Genomic DNA, 17,322 nt, shown 5'->3' on the forward strand with positions numbered 1-17,322 from the left:
ATCTGGTGAACCTGCAGACCCGCGCCCGTGTGACCGAACTGGCCGCTCGCCTCGACGCCGGGATCGTCGCGATCGACGGACCGTCCGGAGCGGGCAAGTCGACGATCGCCGATCTCCTGGTCGCGGACCTGCGCGCTCGGGGAGTCGGGGTGACTCTGGTCCGCACCGACGACTTCGCGACGTGGGACGATCCCGTCGCGTGGTGGCCGGAGCTGGAAACCGATGTGCTGCACCCGTTCACCCGACGACGCGACTACCGGTACCGGCCCCGCGTGTGGCAGAACGGCGTCCCGGCCCCCGGGCCCCGCGTGTGGATCGAGTGGCAGCCGCTGCTGATCATCGAAGGGGTGTCCTCGGCGCGGCGCCGGATCGCCGACCGCCTGTCCCACGCGCTGTGGCTCGACGGCGGGACCCCGGGCGAACGGCTCGAGCGGACGGTCGCCCGCGACGGCGAGGACGCGCGAGGTCATCTTCAGGCGTGGCAGGAGTTCGAGCGCGGCTGGTTCGGCGTGGATCGCACGCGAGAACGGTGCGTCGTACTGGACTGAGCGGTCTCGGACTGACGGTCCCGTCGGCCGGCCGGGATGCCGAGCGGACGCCGCGGTTAGTGTCGAGGGATGGCCACCCGACGACGCTTTTGTGATCTGGCGGAGCTCGACGCGCAGCTGATCGAGTGCCGTGCATGCCCGCGCCTCGTCGAATGGCGGGAGTTGGTCGCGCAGGAGAAGCGACGCGCGTACGCCGACGAAAAGTACTGGGGGAGGCCGGTGGCCGGTATCGGTCCGGCGGATGCGCGACTGCTGATCGTCGGCCTCGCCCCCGCGGCGCACGGTGGGAATCGGACCGGGCGCATGTTCACGGGTGACCGCAGCGGCGATGTCCTGTTCTCGGCGCTGTACCTCGCCGGCCTTGCGAGCCAGCCGCATTCGGTCGCGATCGGCGACGGGCTGGAACTCTTCGACACACGGATCACCGCGCCCGTGCACTGCGCCCCACCGCAGAACAAGCCGACGGTCGCCGAACGCGACACCTGTTCGTACTGGTTGCACGCCGAACTGGAACTGCTCGCGCCGACGGTCCGCTCGGTGGTCACGCTGGGCGGATTCGGTTGGCAGTCAACGCTTCGCACCTTCGCGAAACTCGGCTGGACGGTGCCGAAGCCGATGCCGAAATTCGGCCACGGTGTCTCCACGACCCTCGTCCGCGACGGTACCGAACTCGAGGTGTTCGGCTGCTACCACGTGAGCCAGCAGAACACCTTCACCGGACGGCTGACGGTCGAGATGGTCGTCGACGTGCTCACCGCCGCGGCACGGTCGGCGGGGATCGAGAGCGGGTGAGGCCCTTCGAGGCTCGTCGCTATCGCTCCTCGCACCTCAGGGAGCGGAGGGGTGCGTCGCCATCAGTGCGGTCCAAGTCCCTACCGACGCCGGCCGGCGGTGAGCCGCTCCCGGCGGAGCCGGTCTACCTCGGGAAGGTCAAGCGGTGCAAGCGTTTCGACGCCGAGCGCGGTGGCCAGGAGGTGATCGGCGAGTTCGGGGTTGCGGGCCAGTGCCGGACCGTGCATGTAGGTGCCGATGACGCTGCCCTGGACGACGCCCTCGGTGCCGTCGCCGACGCCGTTGCCCACGCCGTGCCGTACCCGACCCAGTGGGGCCGCGTCGGACCCGAGAGTCGTTCCGCCGCGGTGGTTCTCGAAACCGGTGAGGGACTGTGACAGTCCTGGGAGGGTCGGATCGACGAGCAATTCGCCGATACTCCGCTCCGCCTGGGGCGCCGTCGTGAGATCGAACAGGGAGATGCCGTCGACGCGTTCGCCCGCCGATGTCTCGTACCAGTGGCCGAGCACCTGGATGGCGGCGCAGATGGCCAGCACCGGCCGTCCGGCCGCCGCCGCCTGCTGCAGACCCGGGTAGCGCGTGAGGTGCCGGGTGGCGAGCCGCTGCGCGTAATCCTCGGCGCCACCGAGGGTGTAGACGTCGAGCGAGTCGGGGACCGGATCGTCGAGGGTGATGTGGATGACCTCGGCGTCGATGCCACGCATCAGTGCGCGGCGCTTCAGGACGAGGGCGTTCCCACCGTCCCCGTAGGTACCCATGACGTCGGGCAGGACGAGGCCGATCCGCAGGGTCGATTCGCTCACTGCTCCGCCTTCCGTGATCGTGCTGCGCGTTCCAGGGCGGTGCCGAGATCGCGGAACGCCGTGTAGTTCGCCAGGACCTCGACGCGTCCCGGCGGGCAGGATGCGATGGCGGCCATTGGGTCCGGGATGGTGGTGTGTTCGGCGCCCGCGTAGAGCAGCCGGACCGACAGGTCGGCGGCGCGCTCGCCGGCCGCGACGACCTGCATGGTCTCGAACGCCTCGAAGCGCACGTCCCACAACCAGGACAGGTCCTCGCCGTCGGGCACCTGGCCGTTGACCGCGATCACCAGCCCGTCGGCGTCCTGGTCGATCATCGACATCGCTTCTTGCCACCCGGCCGGGTTCTTCGCGAGAAGTGTTCGGACCGAGTGGTTTCCGACCTGGTGGATGCCGTACCGGCCGGCGACCTCGCCGACGGTGCCGACGGCGGCCACCGCGTTGCGCGGGTCGGCGCCCATCGCGACGGCCGCGGCCACCGCCTGCGTCGCGTTGCCGCGGTTGGCTCTGCCCGGCACCGCGAGCTCCAGGGGAGCGCTGAAACCGTCGGGGCCGTAGATGTTCTCGTCGTCGAACCACCAGTCGGGGGTGGGGCGGCGGAAGTTGTCGTCGCCGGTCGACCGCCACCCCTCCTCGGAACGGACGATCGGCTCGCCGGTACGGGGGCAGCTGACGGAATCGCCGACCCAGCTCGCGCCGGCCGCGACCCAGACCACGTCCGGGGCGTCGAAGGCGGCTGACGTCACCAGGACGTCGTCGCAGTTGGCGATCACCGTGGTCTCGGGATGACGTGCGATGCCTTCACGCAGCCGACGCTCGATCATGTTGATCTCCCCGACTCGGTCAAGCTGATCCCGGGAGAGGTTGAGCATCACGAGGACCTCGGGGTCGACGGCGTCGCTGACGTGCGGGACGTGCAGTTCGTCGACCTCGAGCGCGCAGAACGGCGCCGTCCGGCTCAGGGTCAGCGTCGCGATGATGCCGGCGTCCATGTTGGCGCCGTCGGCCTGGGTGGCGACCTCGCCGAGTTCGGCCATCGCGGCCGCGGTCATCCGCGTGGTCGTCGACTTCCCGTTGGTGCCGGTGACGATCGCGGTGCGTTTGCCCGCGGCGAGCCGACCCATGATCTGGGGGTCGATCTTCGCGGCGACCAGCCCGCCGATCATCGACCCCTTGCCCCGTCCCGCGGTGCGCGACGCCCACCGGGCCGCGGCCGCAGCACCCAGGGCGACGGCGGTACGGGCGGGAACACGGGTGTTCGTGCGGGTTGCGGAACCGGCGGAAGAGAGTCGGTCGGGCATGCGCACGAGTGTGTCACAGGCCGATCCGACGGGAGTGGTCGTGCCGTGCGCCGACGCCGCGTAGGCTCGGCGGCTGTGAGTCGCGACACCCATCTGCGCCTGTCCCTGCCCGCCCGAGTGCAACGCGGACTGTTGCTCGCCGTCGCACGAATCCCGGCCGGAGCGTTGGCCGTTCTGGGGCGACGGGCACCGGTCAACTCCGACGGTGAGCGGGTCGCCCCCGAGCTTGCCGCGATCGGCTGGGCCAACGACAACGTGCCCGGGCTGAATCCCTTCCAGGGCGAGGTGGCGCAGTCGCGTGCGCAGACCGACGAGGTCGGCGCCGCCATGGCCGAGGCGCTGCCTCCCATGGCGGTGGAAGAGGACCTCGTCATCGACGGACCCGCCGGCCCGATCCCGGCCACCCGGTATCGCTCCACCACCGACTCGGCCGGGCTGCTCGTCTACTTCCACGGCGGCGGCTTCGTCACCGGCAGCCGGATCAGCCACGACACCTTCGTCCGGCGTCTGGCACATGGCACCGGCCTCGACGTGCTCTCCGTCGACTACCGGTTGGCCCCCGACGCCCCGTTCCCCGCGGCCGTCGAGGACGCGGTGGCGGCGTGGCGCTTCGCCGTCGAGGTGGCGCCGCGGTGGGGTCTCGATCCGGCGCGGATCGTCGTCGCCGGTGACAGCGCGGGCGGAAATCTCGCGACCGTCGTCGCCCGGGAGGTCCGTGGCGAAGCGGTCACCCCGGCTTTCCAGCTGCTCATCTACCCGGTGACCGACCAGGCCGCCGACACACCCTCGCGCCGGGAGTTCGCGTCGGGGTACTTCCTCACCGCCGACGGCATCGGCTGGTTCACCGATCGCTACCTGCCCGACGCCGCGCAGCGGAGCGACCCGCGCTGCTCGCCACTGCTTGCCGACGATCTCAGCGGTCTCCCGCCCGCGCATGTCATGGTCGCCGGCTTCGACCCGCTGCGTGACGAGGGCCTCGCGTACGCGCGCAGGCTCGAGGAGGCCGGCGTGCCGGTCACGGTCCGGCGAGAGGGCGCGATGATCCACGGGTTCGTCAACATGACCTTGATCAGTCCGGGGGCCCGGGCCGCGGTCGACCGTCTGTGCGCGGTGGTGCGCGAGGCCCTTCCGCCGGCCGGGTCCAGCTCAGCCGCCTGAGCGCACCGGTGTTCCGGCGCCCTCCCGAGCGCCCGTCACCGCCGACACGGAATCGGCCGGCGTCTGCGTGGCACCTGGAACGGTCGGGCGCCTACGGGTTCGCGGCCGGGCCATCACCCCAGCAGCGCACCCCGCGACGACGATGACCGCACCGACGATCTCCCCGACGCTGGGGACTTCGCCGAGAACGAAGAATGCTGCCGAGATCCCAACCACGGGCACGAGCAGCGACATCGGCGACACCCGGCTTGCGTCGTTGCGTCCCAGCAGCGTGGTCCACAGACCCGCACCGATGACGGTGCCGAAGATCGCGAGGTAGGCGAGGCCACCCAGGGCACGGAGTCCACTCTCGGTACCGAGCGTGGCCAGCGCGTCGAAGCCGGCGGAGGGTCCCTCGACGATCAGGCTCACCGCATACAGCGGCGGAGTGGCGACGACGGCCATCCACAACGTCATCCGCAGGGAGTCGTCGGGACGGGCGAGTCTGCCCCCGATGTTGCCCGCTGCCCAGCTCAGACCACCGAGCACGGTGAGACCGATCGGGAGCAGAGCGGCCACGCCGAGGTCGCTGCCGCGCATCCGGTCGATCGCGATGACCGCCATGCCGAGAACCGCGACCGCCAGGCCGAGGATCTGTCCGGCCGTCATCCGTTCTCGGAGGAACAGCACGCCGAGGATGACCGTGAAGGGCGCCGAGGTCTGGAGAACCAGCGAGGCGAGCCCGGTCGGCATGCCCAGATCCATGGCCAGGAACAGCATGATGAACTGCACGCTGCCGAAGCCGGCGACGTACAGCAGGAACCACTTCAGGCGCACCTTCGGGAACCGCACGAACAGCATGACCGGTATCGCCATCACCGCGAATCGCATCGCGGCGAGGAAGAACGGTGGGAAGTGATCGAGCCCGACTCGGATCGCGATGAAGTTCAGTCCCCAGAGCAGGACGACGAACAACGCGAGGAGGCGATCACGAGTGGACATGGGCCCATCGTCGGTGTGGACGATGTGAAGGACAATCGAATTTAACCGGAATAACTAATCAGTTTTCCTGAAGGGTTATTCCTGTGCTGCGGCGACCTTCGCCCGCACGTCATCCATGTCGAGACCCTCGACGGCGCCGATCAGTTCTTCGAGCTGAGCCGCAGGCAGTGCACCGGGCTGGTTGAAGACCAGAATCCCGTCCCGGAATGCCATGAGCGTCGGGATGGAACGGATTCCGAGACTGCCGGCGAGTTGCTGCTCGGCCTCGGTGTCGATCTTGCCGAACACGATGTCGGAGTGTGCTTCGGAGGCCTTCTCGAAGACGGGCGCGAACTGCCGGCACGGGCCGCACCAGCCGGCCCAGAAGTCGAGGAGGACGATGCCGTCCGAGGCGATGGTGTCCTCGAAGGTTTCCAGGGTGATGTCTTGTGATGCCATGCCCCCACCAACGGATCGGACCGCTCGGACATTCCACCCCGGAGGTCATGCCGTGACCCACGGCACCGCCTGACGACGACGTGGGCCTGAGTACCGTTGTCGCATGGAAGTCCGGCGTCTGCGGCTGCTGCGGGAATTCGCCGACCGGGAGTCGATCGGCGCGGTCGCCGAGGCGATGCACATGACCCCGTCGGCGGTGTCGCAACAGCTGAAGGTCCTGGCCGAGGAGGCCGGTGTCGCGTTGTTCGAACCCGATGGCCGCCGAATCCGATTGACCGAGGCGGGGCGTGCGCTCGTGCTGCGCGCCGATGACGTGATCGCGGCGGTGGATCGGGCGCAGGAGGAGATGTCGTCGTATCGGTCGGGCAAGGCCCGGGTCCGACTGGCGATGTTCCCGTCCGGTGCGACCCTGCTGCTGCCGGCGGTCCTGGAGCGGGCCACCGCATCGGGCATCGACGTACACGCGGTCCATCTCGACGTCGGATACCACGACGCGGCACCGGCTCTCGCCGACCACGACATCGTGGTCACCCACCGCGACGAACGGACCCCGGCGATCAACGTCCCGCGGGTCCGGGTCACCGAGCTGATGCGTGAACCCGTCGACGTGATCGTCGCCGCCGGCAGCGAACTCGCCGTGCGCGACCAGGTCGCGGTCACGGAACTCGCCGATCACGACTGGATCAGCGTCGAAGGCGGCTTCCCGGTCGACGATGTGCTGCTGTCGATCTCGGCGGCGACCGGGGTGGCGCCGCGGGTGACCCAGCGGATGCTGGACTTCACGACGATCGAGGCACTGGTGGCCCATGGGCACGGCATCGCTCTGATGCCGCGGTTCGCCGTCCGCCACCCGGGGGTGAAACGGCTGGTGCTCAAGGGTGTTCGTGCCGCACGGGTCTACGAGGCGCTCGCCCGGCCACGTTCGCGAGCGGCCGTGCAGCAGGTCGTCGACCACCTGCGCGGCGTCGGCGCAGACCAGGGCTGACCGCCGCCGCGCCAGGATGACGCACACAGCCCGGGGCGTGGCCCCGGGCTGTGGACGATGTCGAGGACTCAGACGCCGAGGCTCTTGCCGACGATGTCCTTCATGATCTCGGTGGTGCCACCGAAGATCGTCTGGATACGCGCGTCGGTGTAGGCGCGGGCGACGCGGTACTCGTTCATGTAGCCGTAGCCGCCGTGCAGCTGCAGGCAGCTGTCGATGACGCGCTTGGCCAGTTCGGTACACCACCACTTGTTCTTCGAGGCGTCGACGGCGTTCAGCTCGCCGTCGAGAACGCCCTGCAGGCAGCGGTCGATGTAGACCTCGGCGATGTCGAGCTCGGTCGCCATCTCGGCGAGGCTGAAGCGGTTCGCCTGGAAGGTGCCGATCGGACGGCCGAAGGCCTTGCGGTCCTTGGTGTACTGCAGGGTCTCGTCGAAGATCGCACGCGCACCGGCGATGGCGCCGATGCCGATCGACAGCCGCTCCGACGGCAGGTTCTGCATGAGGTGGTAGAAGCCCATGCCCTCCTGGCCGAGCAAATTCTCGACCGGGACGCGCACGTCGTTGAAGTGCAGCTCGGCGGTGTCCTGGGCCTTGAGGCCCATCTTGTCGAGCTTGCGGCCGCGCTCGAAGCCCTCCATGCCGCGCTCGACGACGAGCAGCGAGAACGCCTTGTGGCCCGCCTCGGGATCGGGGTTGGTCCGGCAGACCACGACCACGAGGTCGGAGTTGATGCCCGACGAGATGAACGTCTTGTTGCCGTTCAGGACATAGTGATCGCCCTCGAGCTTGGCCGAGGTCTTGATGCCCGCCAGGTCGGAGCCCGCGCCCGGCTCGGTCATCGCGACGGCGAGGATCGTCTCGCCGGTGGCGATCCCGGGCATCCAGCGCTTCTTCTGCTCGTCGTTGGCGAGGTGCACGAAGTACGGTGCGACGACGTCGTTCTGCAGGCTGAGGCCGGGTGCCGCGCCGTCGAACTTCGCGAACTCCTCGACCACCACGGCGTTGAACCGGAAGTCGTCCATGGCACCGCCGCCGCCGTACTCCTCGGGGATGTTGAATCCGAGAAGACCTGCGTCACCGGCCTTCTTGAAGGCGATGCGATCGACCTGACCGGCTCGCGTCCACTCCTCGGTGTACGGGGCGCATTCGCGCTGCAGGAATTGCCGCGCGGTTTCCCGCAGGGCCTCGTGCTCGTCTTCGAAGATGGTGCGTTTCATGGCTTCTCCCTTTCGTGAGTGAGTCTGTACTCGGTGTCGTTCGGTGATCAGTCGTCGGTGTGCCCCTGCGCGCCCACGACGCGCAGCGAGATCAGGGCGTACGACGCCGCGACCTCGGCCGGTGTCCGGGCACCCGAGGGGCGATACCAGGTGGTGACCGCCTGGCACGCGCCGAAGAGGTAGCGCAGGACGTCTTTCACGTCCTCCTCGAACGAGAACTCGCCCGATTCGACACCGCGCGCGATGACATCGGCGAGCAGGTCCTCGGTCTCGGTGCGCATCGCGACGTAGGTCTCACGTCGCGGATCGTCGGAGTCCAGATGGCGGAACTCGTGAGCAACGCTGGCGAGTTCGAGATCGCTCGTCATGTGCAGGACGATCGACTCGATGGCATTGGACAGCTGCTCGCTCGGCGTCCGGCCGGACTGAATGGCCGCGCCGACCCACGCCAGCACCGAGGTCATCGCGGCCTCGAGCAGTTCGACGAGGATGCCGAGCTTGTTGTCGTGGTGGTAGTAGAGCGTCGGCAGCGAAACGCCTGCCCGCGAGGCGATGTCACGGATCGAGGTGCCGTGATAACCGCGCTCGTAGAAGGCGTGCTTGGCCGCGACGAGGGTGGCCGGCAGCGGCACCGGTTCGCGCTCCCGCCAGTCCAGGCCCTCGGTCTCGATCGTCAGCCTCCGGGTGGGAGCCGGCCGCGCCGCCTCAGACACGTTCGATGATGGTGGCGTTGGCCATGCCCGGGCCCTCGCACATGGTCTGCAGGCCGTACCGGCCGCCGGTGGCCTCGAGGTGGTTGACCATCGTCGACAGCAGTCGGGTGCCGGAGGAGCCGAGTGCGTGGCCGAGCGAGATCGCGCCACCGCGCGGATTCAGTTTCGCCGGGTCGGCGCCGAACTCGTGGGCCCAGGCCAGCGGCACCGGAGCGAAGGCCTCGTTGACCTCATAGGTGTCGATCTCGTCGATGGACAGGCCGGCCCGCTTGAGGACCTTGTGGGTGGCCGGGATCGGTGCGGTGAGCATGAAGATCGGGTCGTCGCCGGCGACCGAGAACGAGTGGAAACGCGCACGAGGGGTCAGGCCGAGCTTCGACGCCATGACATCGCTCATGATGAGCGCGCCGGAGGCCCCGTCGGTGAGCGGCGAGGAATTGCCCGGGGTGATGAGCCAGTTGATGTCGGGAAAGCGTGCGGCGGTGTCCTCGGTGTAGAAGGACGGGCGCAGGCCGGACAGTCCCTCGGCGGTGGTCGACGCGCGAACCGTTTCGTCGACGCGGTGGGTGACGATGTCGCCGTTGGCGTCGGCGACATCGATCGGCAGCACCTCGCGGTCGAAGAATCCCTCGGCGGCGGCTGCCGCAGCACGCTGATGCGACTGGGCGGCAAAGGCATCGAGGGTGTCACGATCGAACTTCCATTTGGCCGAGATCAGTTCGGCCGAGATGCCCTGGTTCACCAGGCCGTCGGGGTAGCGCGCGGCGATGCTCGGACCGTAGGGGCTTTTTCCGGCGGTGGTGAAGCCCATCGGGACGCGGCTCATGGACTCGACGCCGGCGGCGATCACCACGTCGTAGGCGCCGGCGATGATGCCCTGCGCGGCGAAGTGCGCGGCCTGCTGGCTCGACCCGCACTGACGGTCGACGGTCGTCGCGGGCACCGACTCGGGGAAGCCGGCGGACAGCAGGGCGGTCCGCGAGATGTTCAGGGCCTGCTCACCGGCCTGGCCGACGCAACCGCCGATCACATCGTCGACGAGGGCCGGGTCGAGATCGTTGCGCTCGACCAGCGAGCGCAGCACGTGTGCGAGCAACTCGACGGGCTTGGTCTCCGACAGCGCGCCCCCGGGCTTCCCCTTTCCGGACGCGAGGCGTACGACGTCGACGATGACGGCTTCGGGCATGAGGGTTCCTCTCGGGAGCGGGGACCAGCGCAGCAGTAAGCGCGGCTCACTTTATCTAACGATCGTTATACCGGTCTAGCACGCGCTCGGTGGCGGAATCAACAGCAAGCACCCGCAGAAATGGGTACCGCCCTCACCCGGGTGGACGGGTGAGGGCGGCGTCGTGACGTGTCAGATGGTGCCTTTGTCGGGCTGACCTGCGGGAACTGCGGTGAATGTCCGGACGTCCAGGGGGCCGGCCAGCAGTCCGCCGATGGCCTTGCCCAGCGTGGTGAGCGCCGGGGCGGCGCCGTGGGTCGCGAGGGCCTCCATCGATTCCCAGCGCTCGATCATCACCAGGTCGGTCGAGTCGCCGGTGGCCTCGTGCAACGCGTATTTCCCGCATCCCGGCTCGCCGTGCACCTCGGGGATCGCAGCCAGCACGGCCTCCCGCACCGCCTGTTCTTCTCCGGGCTTGGGGGAGATGGTGGCGACGACGATCACTTCGGACATGGGGGCTCTCCGTTCGCGTGGGGCTCGGCGTGTGTCTCGACAACTCGTCGGTGATGTCCCTCGGACACCGGACACCCCGGTGACGTTAGGTCAGCGAGTCGTCTCGATGTGGCGATTTCGGCACCCTGCGCAAGAACGCCGGCCCCGAACGGCTGCGCGCGGGAGGACCGGCGCGGCCGACGGGGCCGACGAGGTGTGCGTAACGCGGTGTCAGCGCCAGCCGAGAGCCGGCGCGACGTGCGTGAGGATCGACTCGAGGACGTGCGCGTTGTACTCGACACCGAGTTGGTTCGGCACGGTCAGCAGGAGAGTGTCGGCCGCGGCGATCGCCTCGTCCTCGCGCAACTGCTCGATCAGCTTGTCCGGCTCGTCCGCGTAACTGCGTCCGAAGCGGGCGACGCTGTTGTCGATGACGCCGACCTGATCGGATTCGGCGCCGCCGCGGCCGAAGTAGGCGCGGTCGCGGTCGTCGACAATGGCGAAGATGCTGCGGCTCACCGACACTCGCGGTTCGCGCGGATGTCCGGCATCGGCCCAGGCCTTGCGGAACCGCTGGATCTGCTCGGCCTGCAACTGGTGGAAGGGTACCCCCGTGTCCTCGGTGAGCAGCGTCGAACTCATCAGGTTCATACCCTGCTCAGCGGTCCATTCCGCGGTGGCGCGGGAGCCGGCGCCCCACCAGATCCGGTCGCGGAGACCGGGCGCCTGCGGCTCGATCGGCAGCAGACCCGGGGGATTCGGGAACATCGGGCGCGGGTTCGGCGTGGCGAATCCGCCGCCTTCGATCACCTTCAGGAACACCTCGGTGTGCTGGCGCGCCATGTCGGCGTCGGTCGACCCCTCGGGCGGGACGTACCCGAAGTACTTGTAGCCGTCGATGACCTGCTCGGGGGACCCACGACTGATCCCGAGCTGCAGCCGGCCGCCGGAGATGAGATCCGCGGCGCCGGCGTCCTCGGCCATGTACAGCGGGTTCTCGTAGCGCATGTCGATGACCCCGGTGCCGATCTCGATGCGACTGGTCTTCGCGCCGATCGCGGCGAGCAACGGGAACGGCGATGCGAGTTGCCGTGCGAAGTGATGGACGCGGAAGTACGCACCGTCGGCGCCGAGCTCCTCGGCGGCCACCGCGAGGTCGATGGACTGCAGCAGCGTGTCCGCGCCGGACCGCACCTGGGACCCGTGGGCGTCCGACCAGTGACCGAACGACAGGAAACCGATGTTCTTCATGCCCTCTAAATGAAACTCTGGTCCGTTTTGTTCCCGTCAGAACGATTCCGTCCCGCCGATCGGCGCGATCGACGGGACGGAATCGGGTCTTCGAAGGGGAGGGTCAGGGCGCCCAGGTGCCCGGGGCGGCCTCGCCGTCGGCGACCGGAACCGAGGTGACCCGGTAAGCGCGGTTCACCGCCGAGACGACCGCGCGCAGGCTGGCGGTGGTGATCGACGACGCGATGCCGACACCCCAGACCGTCTCGCCGTTGACCTCGGTCTCCACGTACGCCGCGGCGCTGGCGTCGCCGCCCGCGGTCAGAGCGTGCTCGCTGTAGTCGAGGACGCGGACGTCGTAGCCCACGGCGCCCAGCGCGTCGACGAAGGCAGCCAGCGGACCGTTGCCCGAACCGGAGATCTCGCGCTCGTTCCCCTCGACCTTGACCACCGCGGTGATGTGGTCGTCGCCACCGTCGACCTCGGCGGCGTCGACCTTCTGGCGCATCCGCTCCAGCGGCCACACCGGGTGAAGGTAGTTCTCCGCGAAGACATCCCACATCTCCTTGGGATTGACCTCACCGCCCTCGCCGTCGGTGATCTTCTGGATCTCGCGACTGAACTCGATCTGCAGGCGCCGCGGCAGGTTCATGCCGTGGTCGGCCTTCATGATGTAGGCGACGCCGCCCTTGCCGGACTGGCTGTTGACGCGGATGACCGCTTCGTAGTTGCGGCCGACGTCCTTGGGGTCGATCGGCAGATACGGTACGGCCCAGGTGATGTCGTCGACGTCGGAGTCGGCGTTGTCGGCGTCGACCTTCATCTGGTCGAGGCCCTTGTTGATCGCGTCCTGGTGGCTGCCCGAGAACGCGGTGTAGACCAGGTCGCCGCCGTAGGGATGACGCTCGGGGACGTTGAGCTGGTTGCAGTACTCGACCGTCCGGCGGATCTCGTCGATGTCGGAGAAGCTGATCTGCGGGTCGACGCCGCGGCTGAACATGTTCATGCCGAGGGTGACCAGACAGACGTTGCCGGTGCGCTCGCCGTTGCCGAACAGGCAGCCCTCGATACGGTCGGCGCCCGCCTGGTAGCCGAGTTCGGCTGCGGCGACGGCGGTTCCGCGGTCGTTGTGGGGGTGCAGGCTCAGGATGACCGAGTCGCGCCGGGCGAGATTGCGGTGCATCCACTCGATCGAGTCGGCGTAGACGTTGGGAGTGGCCATCTCGACGGTCGCCGGCAGATTGATGATCATCGGGCGCTCCGGGGTGGGGGCAATGATCTCGGTGACCGCGTCGCACACCTCCTTGGCGAAGCTCAGCTCGGTGCCCGTGTAGGACTCCGGCGAGTACTCGTACCGCCAGTTGGTGTCCGGGTAGTTCTGCTGTACCTCGAGGACCTTGTGTGCGGCGTCGGTCGCGATCTTGGTGATCGCCGCCTTGTCCGCGCGGAACACGACTCGACGCTGCAGGACCGACGTCGAGTTGTAGAAGTGGACGATCACGTTGGCCGCGCCGCGGCAGGCGTCGAAGGTGCGCTCGATCAGTTCGTCACGACACTGGGTCAGCACCTGGATCGTCACGTCGTCGGGGATGGCGCCGTCTTCGATGATCTCGCGGACGAAGTCGTAATCGGTCTGGCTGGCCGACGGGAAGCCGACCTCGATCTCCTTGTAACCCATCCGTACGAGGAGGTCGAACATGCGGCGCTTGCGTGCCGGGCTCATGGGGTCGATGAGTGCCTGGTTGCCGTCGCGGAGGTCGACCGCGCACCACATCGGGGCGGTGGTGATGACCTTGTCGGGCCAAGTGCGGTCGGGAACCGCCACTTTCTCGACCTCGTCGGCGAACTGTCGATAACGATGAACCGGCATCGCGGAGCTGCGCTGCGGGTTCCATGAGGGTTGTCCGGCGGGAATCGGGCCCGCGGGCTCGACGATTCGGCTGGCGCCGGAAGTGAAGCTGTCTGCTGGTGCCATGGTGGTCATTCTCCGTGTGTGGAAGGAAAGTGACCGGCGCGTCATGAGGCCCCGCGACGGAGGGCCGGTCGGTTCAGACCCCGCCGCGGCAACCGAGGAGGAGTGCGCGCTGCATGCGCTCGACTGTACTCCCCGGCGACGAGGTGGCCAAAGCTGCAGGTGAGGCCGGGTCATGACGTCCCCCTCTTCGGGGGGTGCCGCCTCACCGACACGGGCTCCAGACTATGACATGCCTCTCACCGCGCAGCCGGAGTGACCCAAATCATCCGAGCGGCGGACAGGGGCACCCGGACCGATGATGCCCGGGATCTCGAGCCGCCACCCCGACGCGGCCGTCTGCAGAAAGGGCTAACGCCAGTGACGACCATCCCCGCCGAACCGCCGGTGACCGAACCGCCGGAGGGTAAACGCACGAGCCTTCGACGCGTGGCCGCCGCGAGTTCCATCGGCACGACGATCGAGTTCTACGACTTCTTCATCTACGGCACCGCCGCCGCCCTGGTGTTCCCGACCGTGTTCTTCCCGGCCGCCGACGAGGTCACCGGGACCATCGCGTCCTTTGCCACCTTCGCCGTGGCCTTCTTCGCGCGGCCGGTCGGCGCGATGCTCTTCGGTCACTTCGGCGACCGGATCGGCCGTAAACGCACCCTGGTGTGGACCCTGCTCATCATGGGATTGGCGACGGTCGCGATCGGTCTTCTCCCCGGTTACGAGACCGGCGTGTTCGGCTTCGCCGAATCCGGGATCGGCATCGCGGCGCCCATCCTCCTCGTCTTCCTGCGGTTCCTGCAGGGCTTCGCCGTCGGCGGCGAATGGGCGGGCGCAACGCTTCTCACCGCCGAGTACGCCCCACCGGGCAAGCGGGGGCTGTACGCGATGTTCCCGCAACTCGGCCCGGCCTTCGCGTTCTTCCTGTCGAGCCTGACGTTCCTCATCGCGAGCCTGACGCTCGGCGAGACCAGTTCGGCCTTCCTCGACTACGGCTGGCGCATCCCGTTCATCCTGTCCTTCGCGCTCGTCGCCGTCGGGCTGTGGGTGCGGCTCGCGGTCGCGGAGACGCCGGTGTTCCGAGAAGCCCAGCAGCGCAGGGCAATCGACGGTCCCGTGGTCGACGGTCCGGCACTGCCGTTCCTCGACGCCTTCCGCCACCAGTGGCGCGAGATCCTCATCGCCGGCGGCGCGCTGGCGAGCCTGTTCTCGCTGTTCTACATGGGCACGGCGTTCCTCACGAACTACGGCACCAAGTCACTGGAACTGTCGCGGACCTTCGTGCTGACCGCGGGGATGGGCGCGGCCGTGGTGTTCGGACTGTCGACCGCGGCGTCGGCGGTGTGGTCGGACCGCGTGGGTCGTCGCCGGGTCATCCTCACCTCGTGCAGCGTCGCGATCCCCTGGGCGCTGGTGCTGTTCCCGATCCTGGAGATCGGCGGCGGCTTCGCGTTCGTGGTCGGACTCTTCGGGACGCTGCTGATCTTCGGCATCGCCTACGGTCCGGCCGGTGCGCTTCTGCCCGAACTGTTCGAGGCGCGGTACCGCTACACCGGTGCGGGGATGGGTTACAACCTGGCCGGCATCCTCGGTGGCGCCATCCCGCCGCTGATCGCCGCCCCGCTGATCGCGGGTCCCGGTGCGATCTGGGTGGGTGTCCTGCTCGCCGGTCTGTCGGCACTCAGCGTCGTGTGCACGATCAAGATCGTCGAGACCAAGGACAAGACGATGCGGGCGTCGGTCACCGACGACGAGCAGGTGCTGGTCGCGTAAGCTACTGTCCCGCAACCGTATACAAGAACTCCGCCCCGGGCCTGTCGGCTCGGGGCGGAGTTGTTGCCACCCCGTTCCCTGAGGAGCGCCCGGAGCTTGCGGAGGGCGCGTCACGAAGGGTCTTCGCAACTCGTCTCGCCAAGACCCTTCGTGACGCTCGCAAGCTCGCTCCTCAGCCTGGATCCGTGGAAGGAGTTCAGGTGGGGTGGGGTTGGGGCGCGTGATCGCCTGATTGTGTTGTGGGCGTGTGGTATTCGCTGACCTGTGTCAGCCTTTTCACTGGGGTTCCTTGGTCGTGGGTGGGCGGGTGGCGACGTCAGGTCAGGTGGTGTTGGCCGCGGCCCACAGGGTGGTGAAGGCGTGTTGGGTGGGCCAGTGTCGGGGTAGGTGCAGCACCGGTGTTCGTGCTGGTCGGGCTAGTCGGGCGGGTATCGCGATGAGGGTGCGGCGCAGCGTAGCGCCCCGCGCGGCACGCAGTCTGGGGGTGTTGGTGAATGCGGCGAGGGTACGCATCAGGTTGTGGCTGATCGCGGTCAGCGCCAGCCAGGCGGCGTTAGCACCGAACCGTCCGGAGGGCAGATGCGCCAGCGGTCCGTCGATGAGGTCGGCGAACACGGTTTCGATGATGGCGTGGCGGCGGTGGATGATGTCGGCGGTGACGGTGTCGTCGGTGGTGTTGGTGAAAAACGAGTGGTACCGCCAGGCGGGCATCAACGTGTCGGTGCCGGCGGGGTGGTGGGCTGTGACCCGCCGCACGATCAGTCGCGCGGTGACCGGCTGGGCGGAGTCCGGTTGCACGGTGTAGGTGGTTTCGGCGACTTCGGCGTCAGAGATCAGTTCGCCGGTGTCGGGGTCGGTGACCGCCCCGGGATAGTGCACCGGGGTCCAGGCGTCGTCGCCGATCGCGGTGATGGCGCGGGTGATCGCGGTATTGGTGCGTAGGACCAGCGAGAACGTCGCTGCGAGGCGTTGACAGGTACGCATCACCGCGGCGGTGCCATAGGCGGCGTCGCCGCGCACGGTGATCTCCCCGCTCGCCCCACAGCGGCGTGCGGTGGTCAGGGTTTCAGCGATCATTCTCGCTGCCCCGTTACCGGAAGCGGTGCGCCCGGCGCGTAGCCAGGCGTTGCCGATCACCGGTGGATGCCCGGCTGCGGACAGGGTGGCGATTAGTGGGGACAACCCTTTGCGCAGGAGTTCACGCCCGGCGATTTTGGCGTGCCCGTAGGAGCCGCCTTCTTTCTGGTAGCCGTAGACCGGGCGTAGTAGTGAGTCAATGTCGACAAATACCTGGGACCCGTCGGTGGGCAGCAGACCCGCCGTGGCGCACATCGCCGGCAATGTGTGGGTCATCACCGCGTTGAGTGCTCGGGCGTGTCCGGGGGTGAACTCGCGCAGCGTTTGCCCGATCGTGGCTGGGGCGTACACGCGGTACAACAGGCGGGGGTGCCCACCACTGCGGACCCTTCCGAGGTCGTCGATACTGTCAGCGCCGCAACACAATCCGGCGATCACGGTCAACAGTTTCGCCTCGAGGTTGGCCCCGGCGGAGGCGACCTGGGTGGTACCGAGATCGACCCGGTCGCCCAGCGATGCGGCCAACCCGGTCGACTCGGCCACTCTCATGACCGGTACCAGCCCGGCGTGCGACACCAGGTTGTCGTCGTCGAAGACCGCGGACTCGGCGGAGAACGTGTGCGATACTTTCACTGAAAATGCCTTTTGACTGGTTTGTTTTGTTGTCTCAACACCACCAATCATTC

The 17,322-nt window shown here is 68.3% G+C and carries 16 protein-coding genes; 5 read left to right on the plus strand and 11 right to left on the minus strand.

Going from position 1 to position 17,322, the window contains the following annotated elements; translation table 11 throughout:
- The first annotated feature begins 5 nt into the window (after positions 1 to 5).
- On the plus strand, positions 6 to 548 hold the full coding sequence (locus MVF96_RS02330) for a uridine kinase family protein (RefSeq protein WP_137808671.1): 543 nt from the start codon (positions 6 to 8) through the stop codon (positions 546 to 548).
- Between the two features lie 69 nt (positions 549 to 617).
- The gene (locus MVF96_RS02335) at positions 618 to 1,340 is read left to right on the plus strand and encodes a uracil-DNA glycosylase (protein WP_247451076.1); all 723 of its coding nucleotides are present in this window, start codon (positions 618 to 620) and stop codon (positions 1,338 to 1,340) included.
- 80 nt (positions 1,341 to 1,420) lie between these two features.
- On the opposite strand, the gene MVF96_RS02340 is transcribed toward MVF96_RS02335, so the two are convergent.
- Both MVF96_RS02340 and MVF96_RS02345 read right to left on the minus strand, forming a co-directional pair.
- Positions 1,421 to 2,143, minus strand: a complete 723-nt coding sequence (locus MVF96_RS02340) for a type 1 glutamine amidotransferase (protein ID WP_247451078.1) — start codon at positions 2,141 to 2,143, stop codon at positions 1,421 to 1,423.
- A complete protein-coding gene (locus MVF96_RS02345) occupies positions 2,140 to 3,441 on the minus strand; it encodes a Mur ligase family protein (RefSeq protein ID WP_065632082.1) in 1,302 nt (433 codons plus the stop codon). The genes MVF96_RS02340 and MVF96_RS02345 overlap by 4 nt, the downstream gene beginning before the upstream one ends.
- Positions 3,442 to 3,516: 75 nt before the next feature.
- Here MVF96_RS02345 and MVF96_RS02350 point away from each other — a divergent pair, with 75 nt between their 5' ends.
- Positions 3,517 to 4,599 (plus strand): alpha/beta hydrolase, encoded by a 1,083-nt coding sequence (locus MVF96_RS02350; RefSeq protein WP_058251051.1) that lies wholly within the window; start codon positions 3,517 to 3,519, stop codon positions 4,597 to 4,599.
- Here MVF96_RS02350 and MVF96_RS02355 read toward each other — a convergent pair.
- Positions 4,588 to 5,580 (minus strand): EamA family transporter, encoded by a 993-nt coding sequence (locus MVF96_RS02355; RefSeq protein ID WP_247451080.1) that lies wholly within the window; start codon positions 5,578 to 5,580, stop codon positions 4,588 to 4,590. The genes MVF96_RS02350 and MVF96_RS02355 overlap by 12 nt on opposite strands.
- A 75-nt stretch (positions 5,581 to 5,655) precedes the next feature.
- Positions 5,656 to 6,018, minus strand: a complete 363-nt coding sequence (trxA, locus tag MVF96_RS02360; protein ID WP_058251053.1) for a thioredoxin — start codon at positions 6,016 to 6,018, stop codon at positions 5,656 to 5,658.
- Between the two features lie 103 nt (positions 6,019 to 6,121).
- Between trxA and MVF96_RS02365 the strand changes: the two genes are divergently transcribed.
- Complete coding sequence (locus tag MVF96_RS02365; protein ID WP_065632079.1) at positions 6,122 to 7,003, plus strand: LysR family transcriptional regulator; 882 nt, start codon at positions 6,122 to 6,124, stop codon at positions 7,001 to 7,003.
- A gap of 68 nt (positions 7,004 to 7,071) precedes the next feature.
- Here the strand turns inward: MVF96_RS02365 and MVF96_RS02370 are convergent, their stop codons facing one another.
- The 6 genes from MVF96_RS02370 to leuA all read right to left on the minus strand — a co-directional run bounded on the left by MVF96_RS02370 (position 7,072) and on the right by leuA (position 13,798).
- Positions 7,072 to 8,223: an acyl-CoA dehydrogenase family protein gene (locus tag MVF96_RS02370; protein WP_058251055.1), complete on the minus strand. Its 1,152-nt coding sequence runs from the start codon at positions 8,221 to 8,223 to the stop codon at positions 7,072 to 7,074.
- A 47-nt stretch (positions 8,224 to 8,270) separates the two neighbouring features.
- Complete coding sequence (locus tag MVF96_RS02375) at positions 8,271 to 8,936, minus strand: TetR/AcrR family transcriptional regulator (RefSeq protein ID WP_247451082.1); 666 nt, start codon at positions 8,934 to 8,936, stop codon at positions 8,271 to 8,273.
- Positions 8,929 to 10,122, minus strand: a complete 1,194-nt coding sequence (locus MVF96_RS02380) for a thiolase family protein (protein ID WP_247451084.1) — start codon at positions 10,120 to 10,122, stop codon at positions 8,929 to 8,931. Before MVF96_RS02380 ends, MVF96_RS02375 begins: the two co-directional genes overlap by 8 nt.
- Before the next feature lie 171 nt (positions 10,123 to 10,293).
- The gene (locus tag MVF96_RS02385; protein ID WP_065632076.1) at positions 10,294 to 10,614 is read right to left on the minus strand and encodes a putative quinol monooxygenase; all 321 of its coding nucleotides are present in this window, start codon (positions 10,612 to 10,614) and stop codon (positions 10,294 to 10,296) included.
- A 210-nt stretch (positions 10,615 to 10,824) separates the two neighbouring features.
- On the minus strand, positions 10,825 to 11,844 hold the full coding sequence (locus tag MVF96_RS02390) for an LLM class flavin-dependent oxidoreductase (RefSeq protein WP_159369912.1): 1,020 nt from the start codon (positions 11,842 to 11,844) through the stop codon (positions 10,825 to 10,827).
- 103 nt (positions 11,845 to 11,947) lie between these two features.
- Entirely contained in the window at positions 11,948 to 13,798 is a 1,851-nt protein-coding gene (gene leuA / locus MVF96_RS02395; RefSeq protein WP_137808662.1) for a 2-isopropylmalate synthase, read from the minus strand.
- 357 nt (positions 13,799 to 14,155) lie between these two features.
- On the opposite strand from leuA, the gene MVF96_RS02400 reads away from it, so the two are divergent.
- On the plus strand, positions 14,156 to 15,559 hold the full coding sequence (locus MVF96_RS02400; RefSeq protein ID WP_065632074.1) for an MFS transporter: 1,404 nt from the start codon (positions 14,156 to 14,158) through the stop codon (positions 15,557 to 15,559).
- A 321-nt stretch (positions 15,560 to 15,880) separates the two neighbouring features.
- On the opposite strand, the gene MVF96_RS02405 is transcribed toward MVF96_RS02400, so the two are convergent.
- Entirely contained in the window at positions 15,881 to 17,269 is a 1,389-nt protein-coding gene (locus MVF96_RS02405) for an IS1380 family transposase (protein ID WP_247451086.1), read from the minus strand.
- Positions 17,270 to 17,322 lie beyond the last annotated feature (53 nt).

This window comes from Gordonia hongkongensis (assembly GCF_023078355.1).
GTDB lineage: Bacteria > Actinomycetota > Actinomycetes > Mycobacteriales > Mycobacteriaceae > Gordonia > Gordonia hongkongensis.

Bases quoted from the DNA above. Each gene is read 5' to 3' on its own strand.
- leuA (WP_137808662.1), bottom strand. From the start codon at position 13,798: ATGGCACCAGCAGACAGCTTCACTTCCGGCGCCAGCCGAATCGTCGAG.
- MVF96_RS02355 (WP_247451080.1), bottom strand. From the start codon at position 5,580: ATGTCCACTCGTGATCGCCTCCTCGCGTTGTTCGTCGTCCTGCTCTGG.
- MVF96_RS02380 (WP_247451084.1), bottom strand. From the start codon at position 10,122: ATGCCCGAAGCCGTCATCGTCGACGTCGTACGCCTCGCGTCCGGAAAG.
- MVF96_RS02335 (WP_247451076.1), top strand. From the start codon at position 618: ATGGCCACCCGACGACGCTTTTGTGATCTGGCGGAGCTCGACGCGCAG.
- MVF96_RS02365 (WP_065632079.1), top strand. From the start codon at position 6,122: ATGGAAGTCCGGCGTCTGCGGCTGCTGCGGGAATTCGCCGACCGGGAG.
- MVF96_RS02385 (WP_065632076.1), bottom strand. From the start codon at position 10,614: ATGTCCGAAGTGATCGTCGTCGCCACCATCTCCCCCAAGCCCGGAGAA.
- MVF96_RS02370 (WP_058251055.1), bottom strand. From the start codon at position 8,223: ATGAAACGCACCATCTTCGAAGACGAGCACGAGGCCCTGCGGGAAACC.
- MVF96_RS02390 (WP_159369912.1), bottom strand. From the start codon at position 11,844: ATGAAGAACATCGGTTTCCTGTCGTTCGGTCACTGGTCGGACGCCCAC.
- trxA (WP_058251053.1), bottom strand. From the start codon at position 6,018: ATGGCATCACAAGACATCACCCTGGAAACCTTCGAGGACACCATCGCC.
- MVF96_RS02345 (WP_065632082.1), bottom strand. From the start codon at position 3,441: ATGCCCGACCGACTCTCTTCCGCCGGTTCCGCAACCCGCACGAACACC.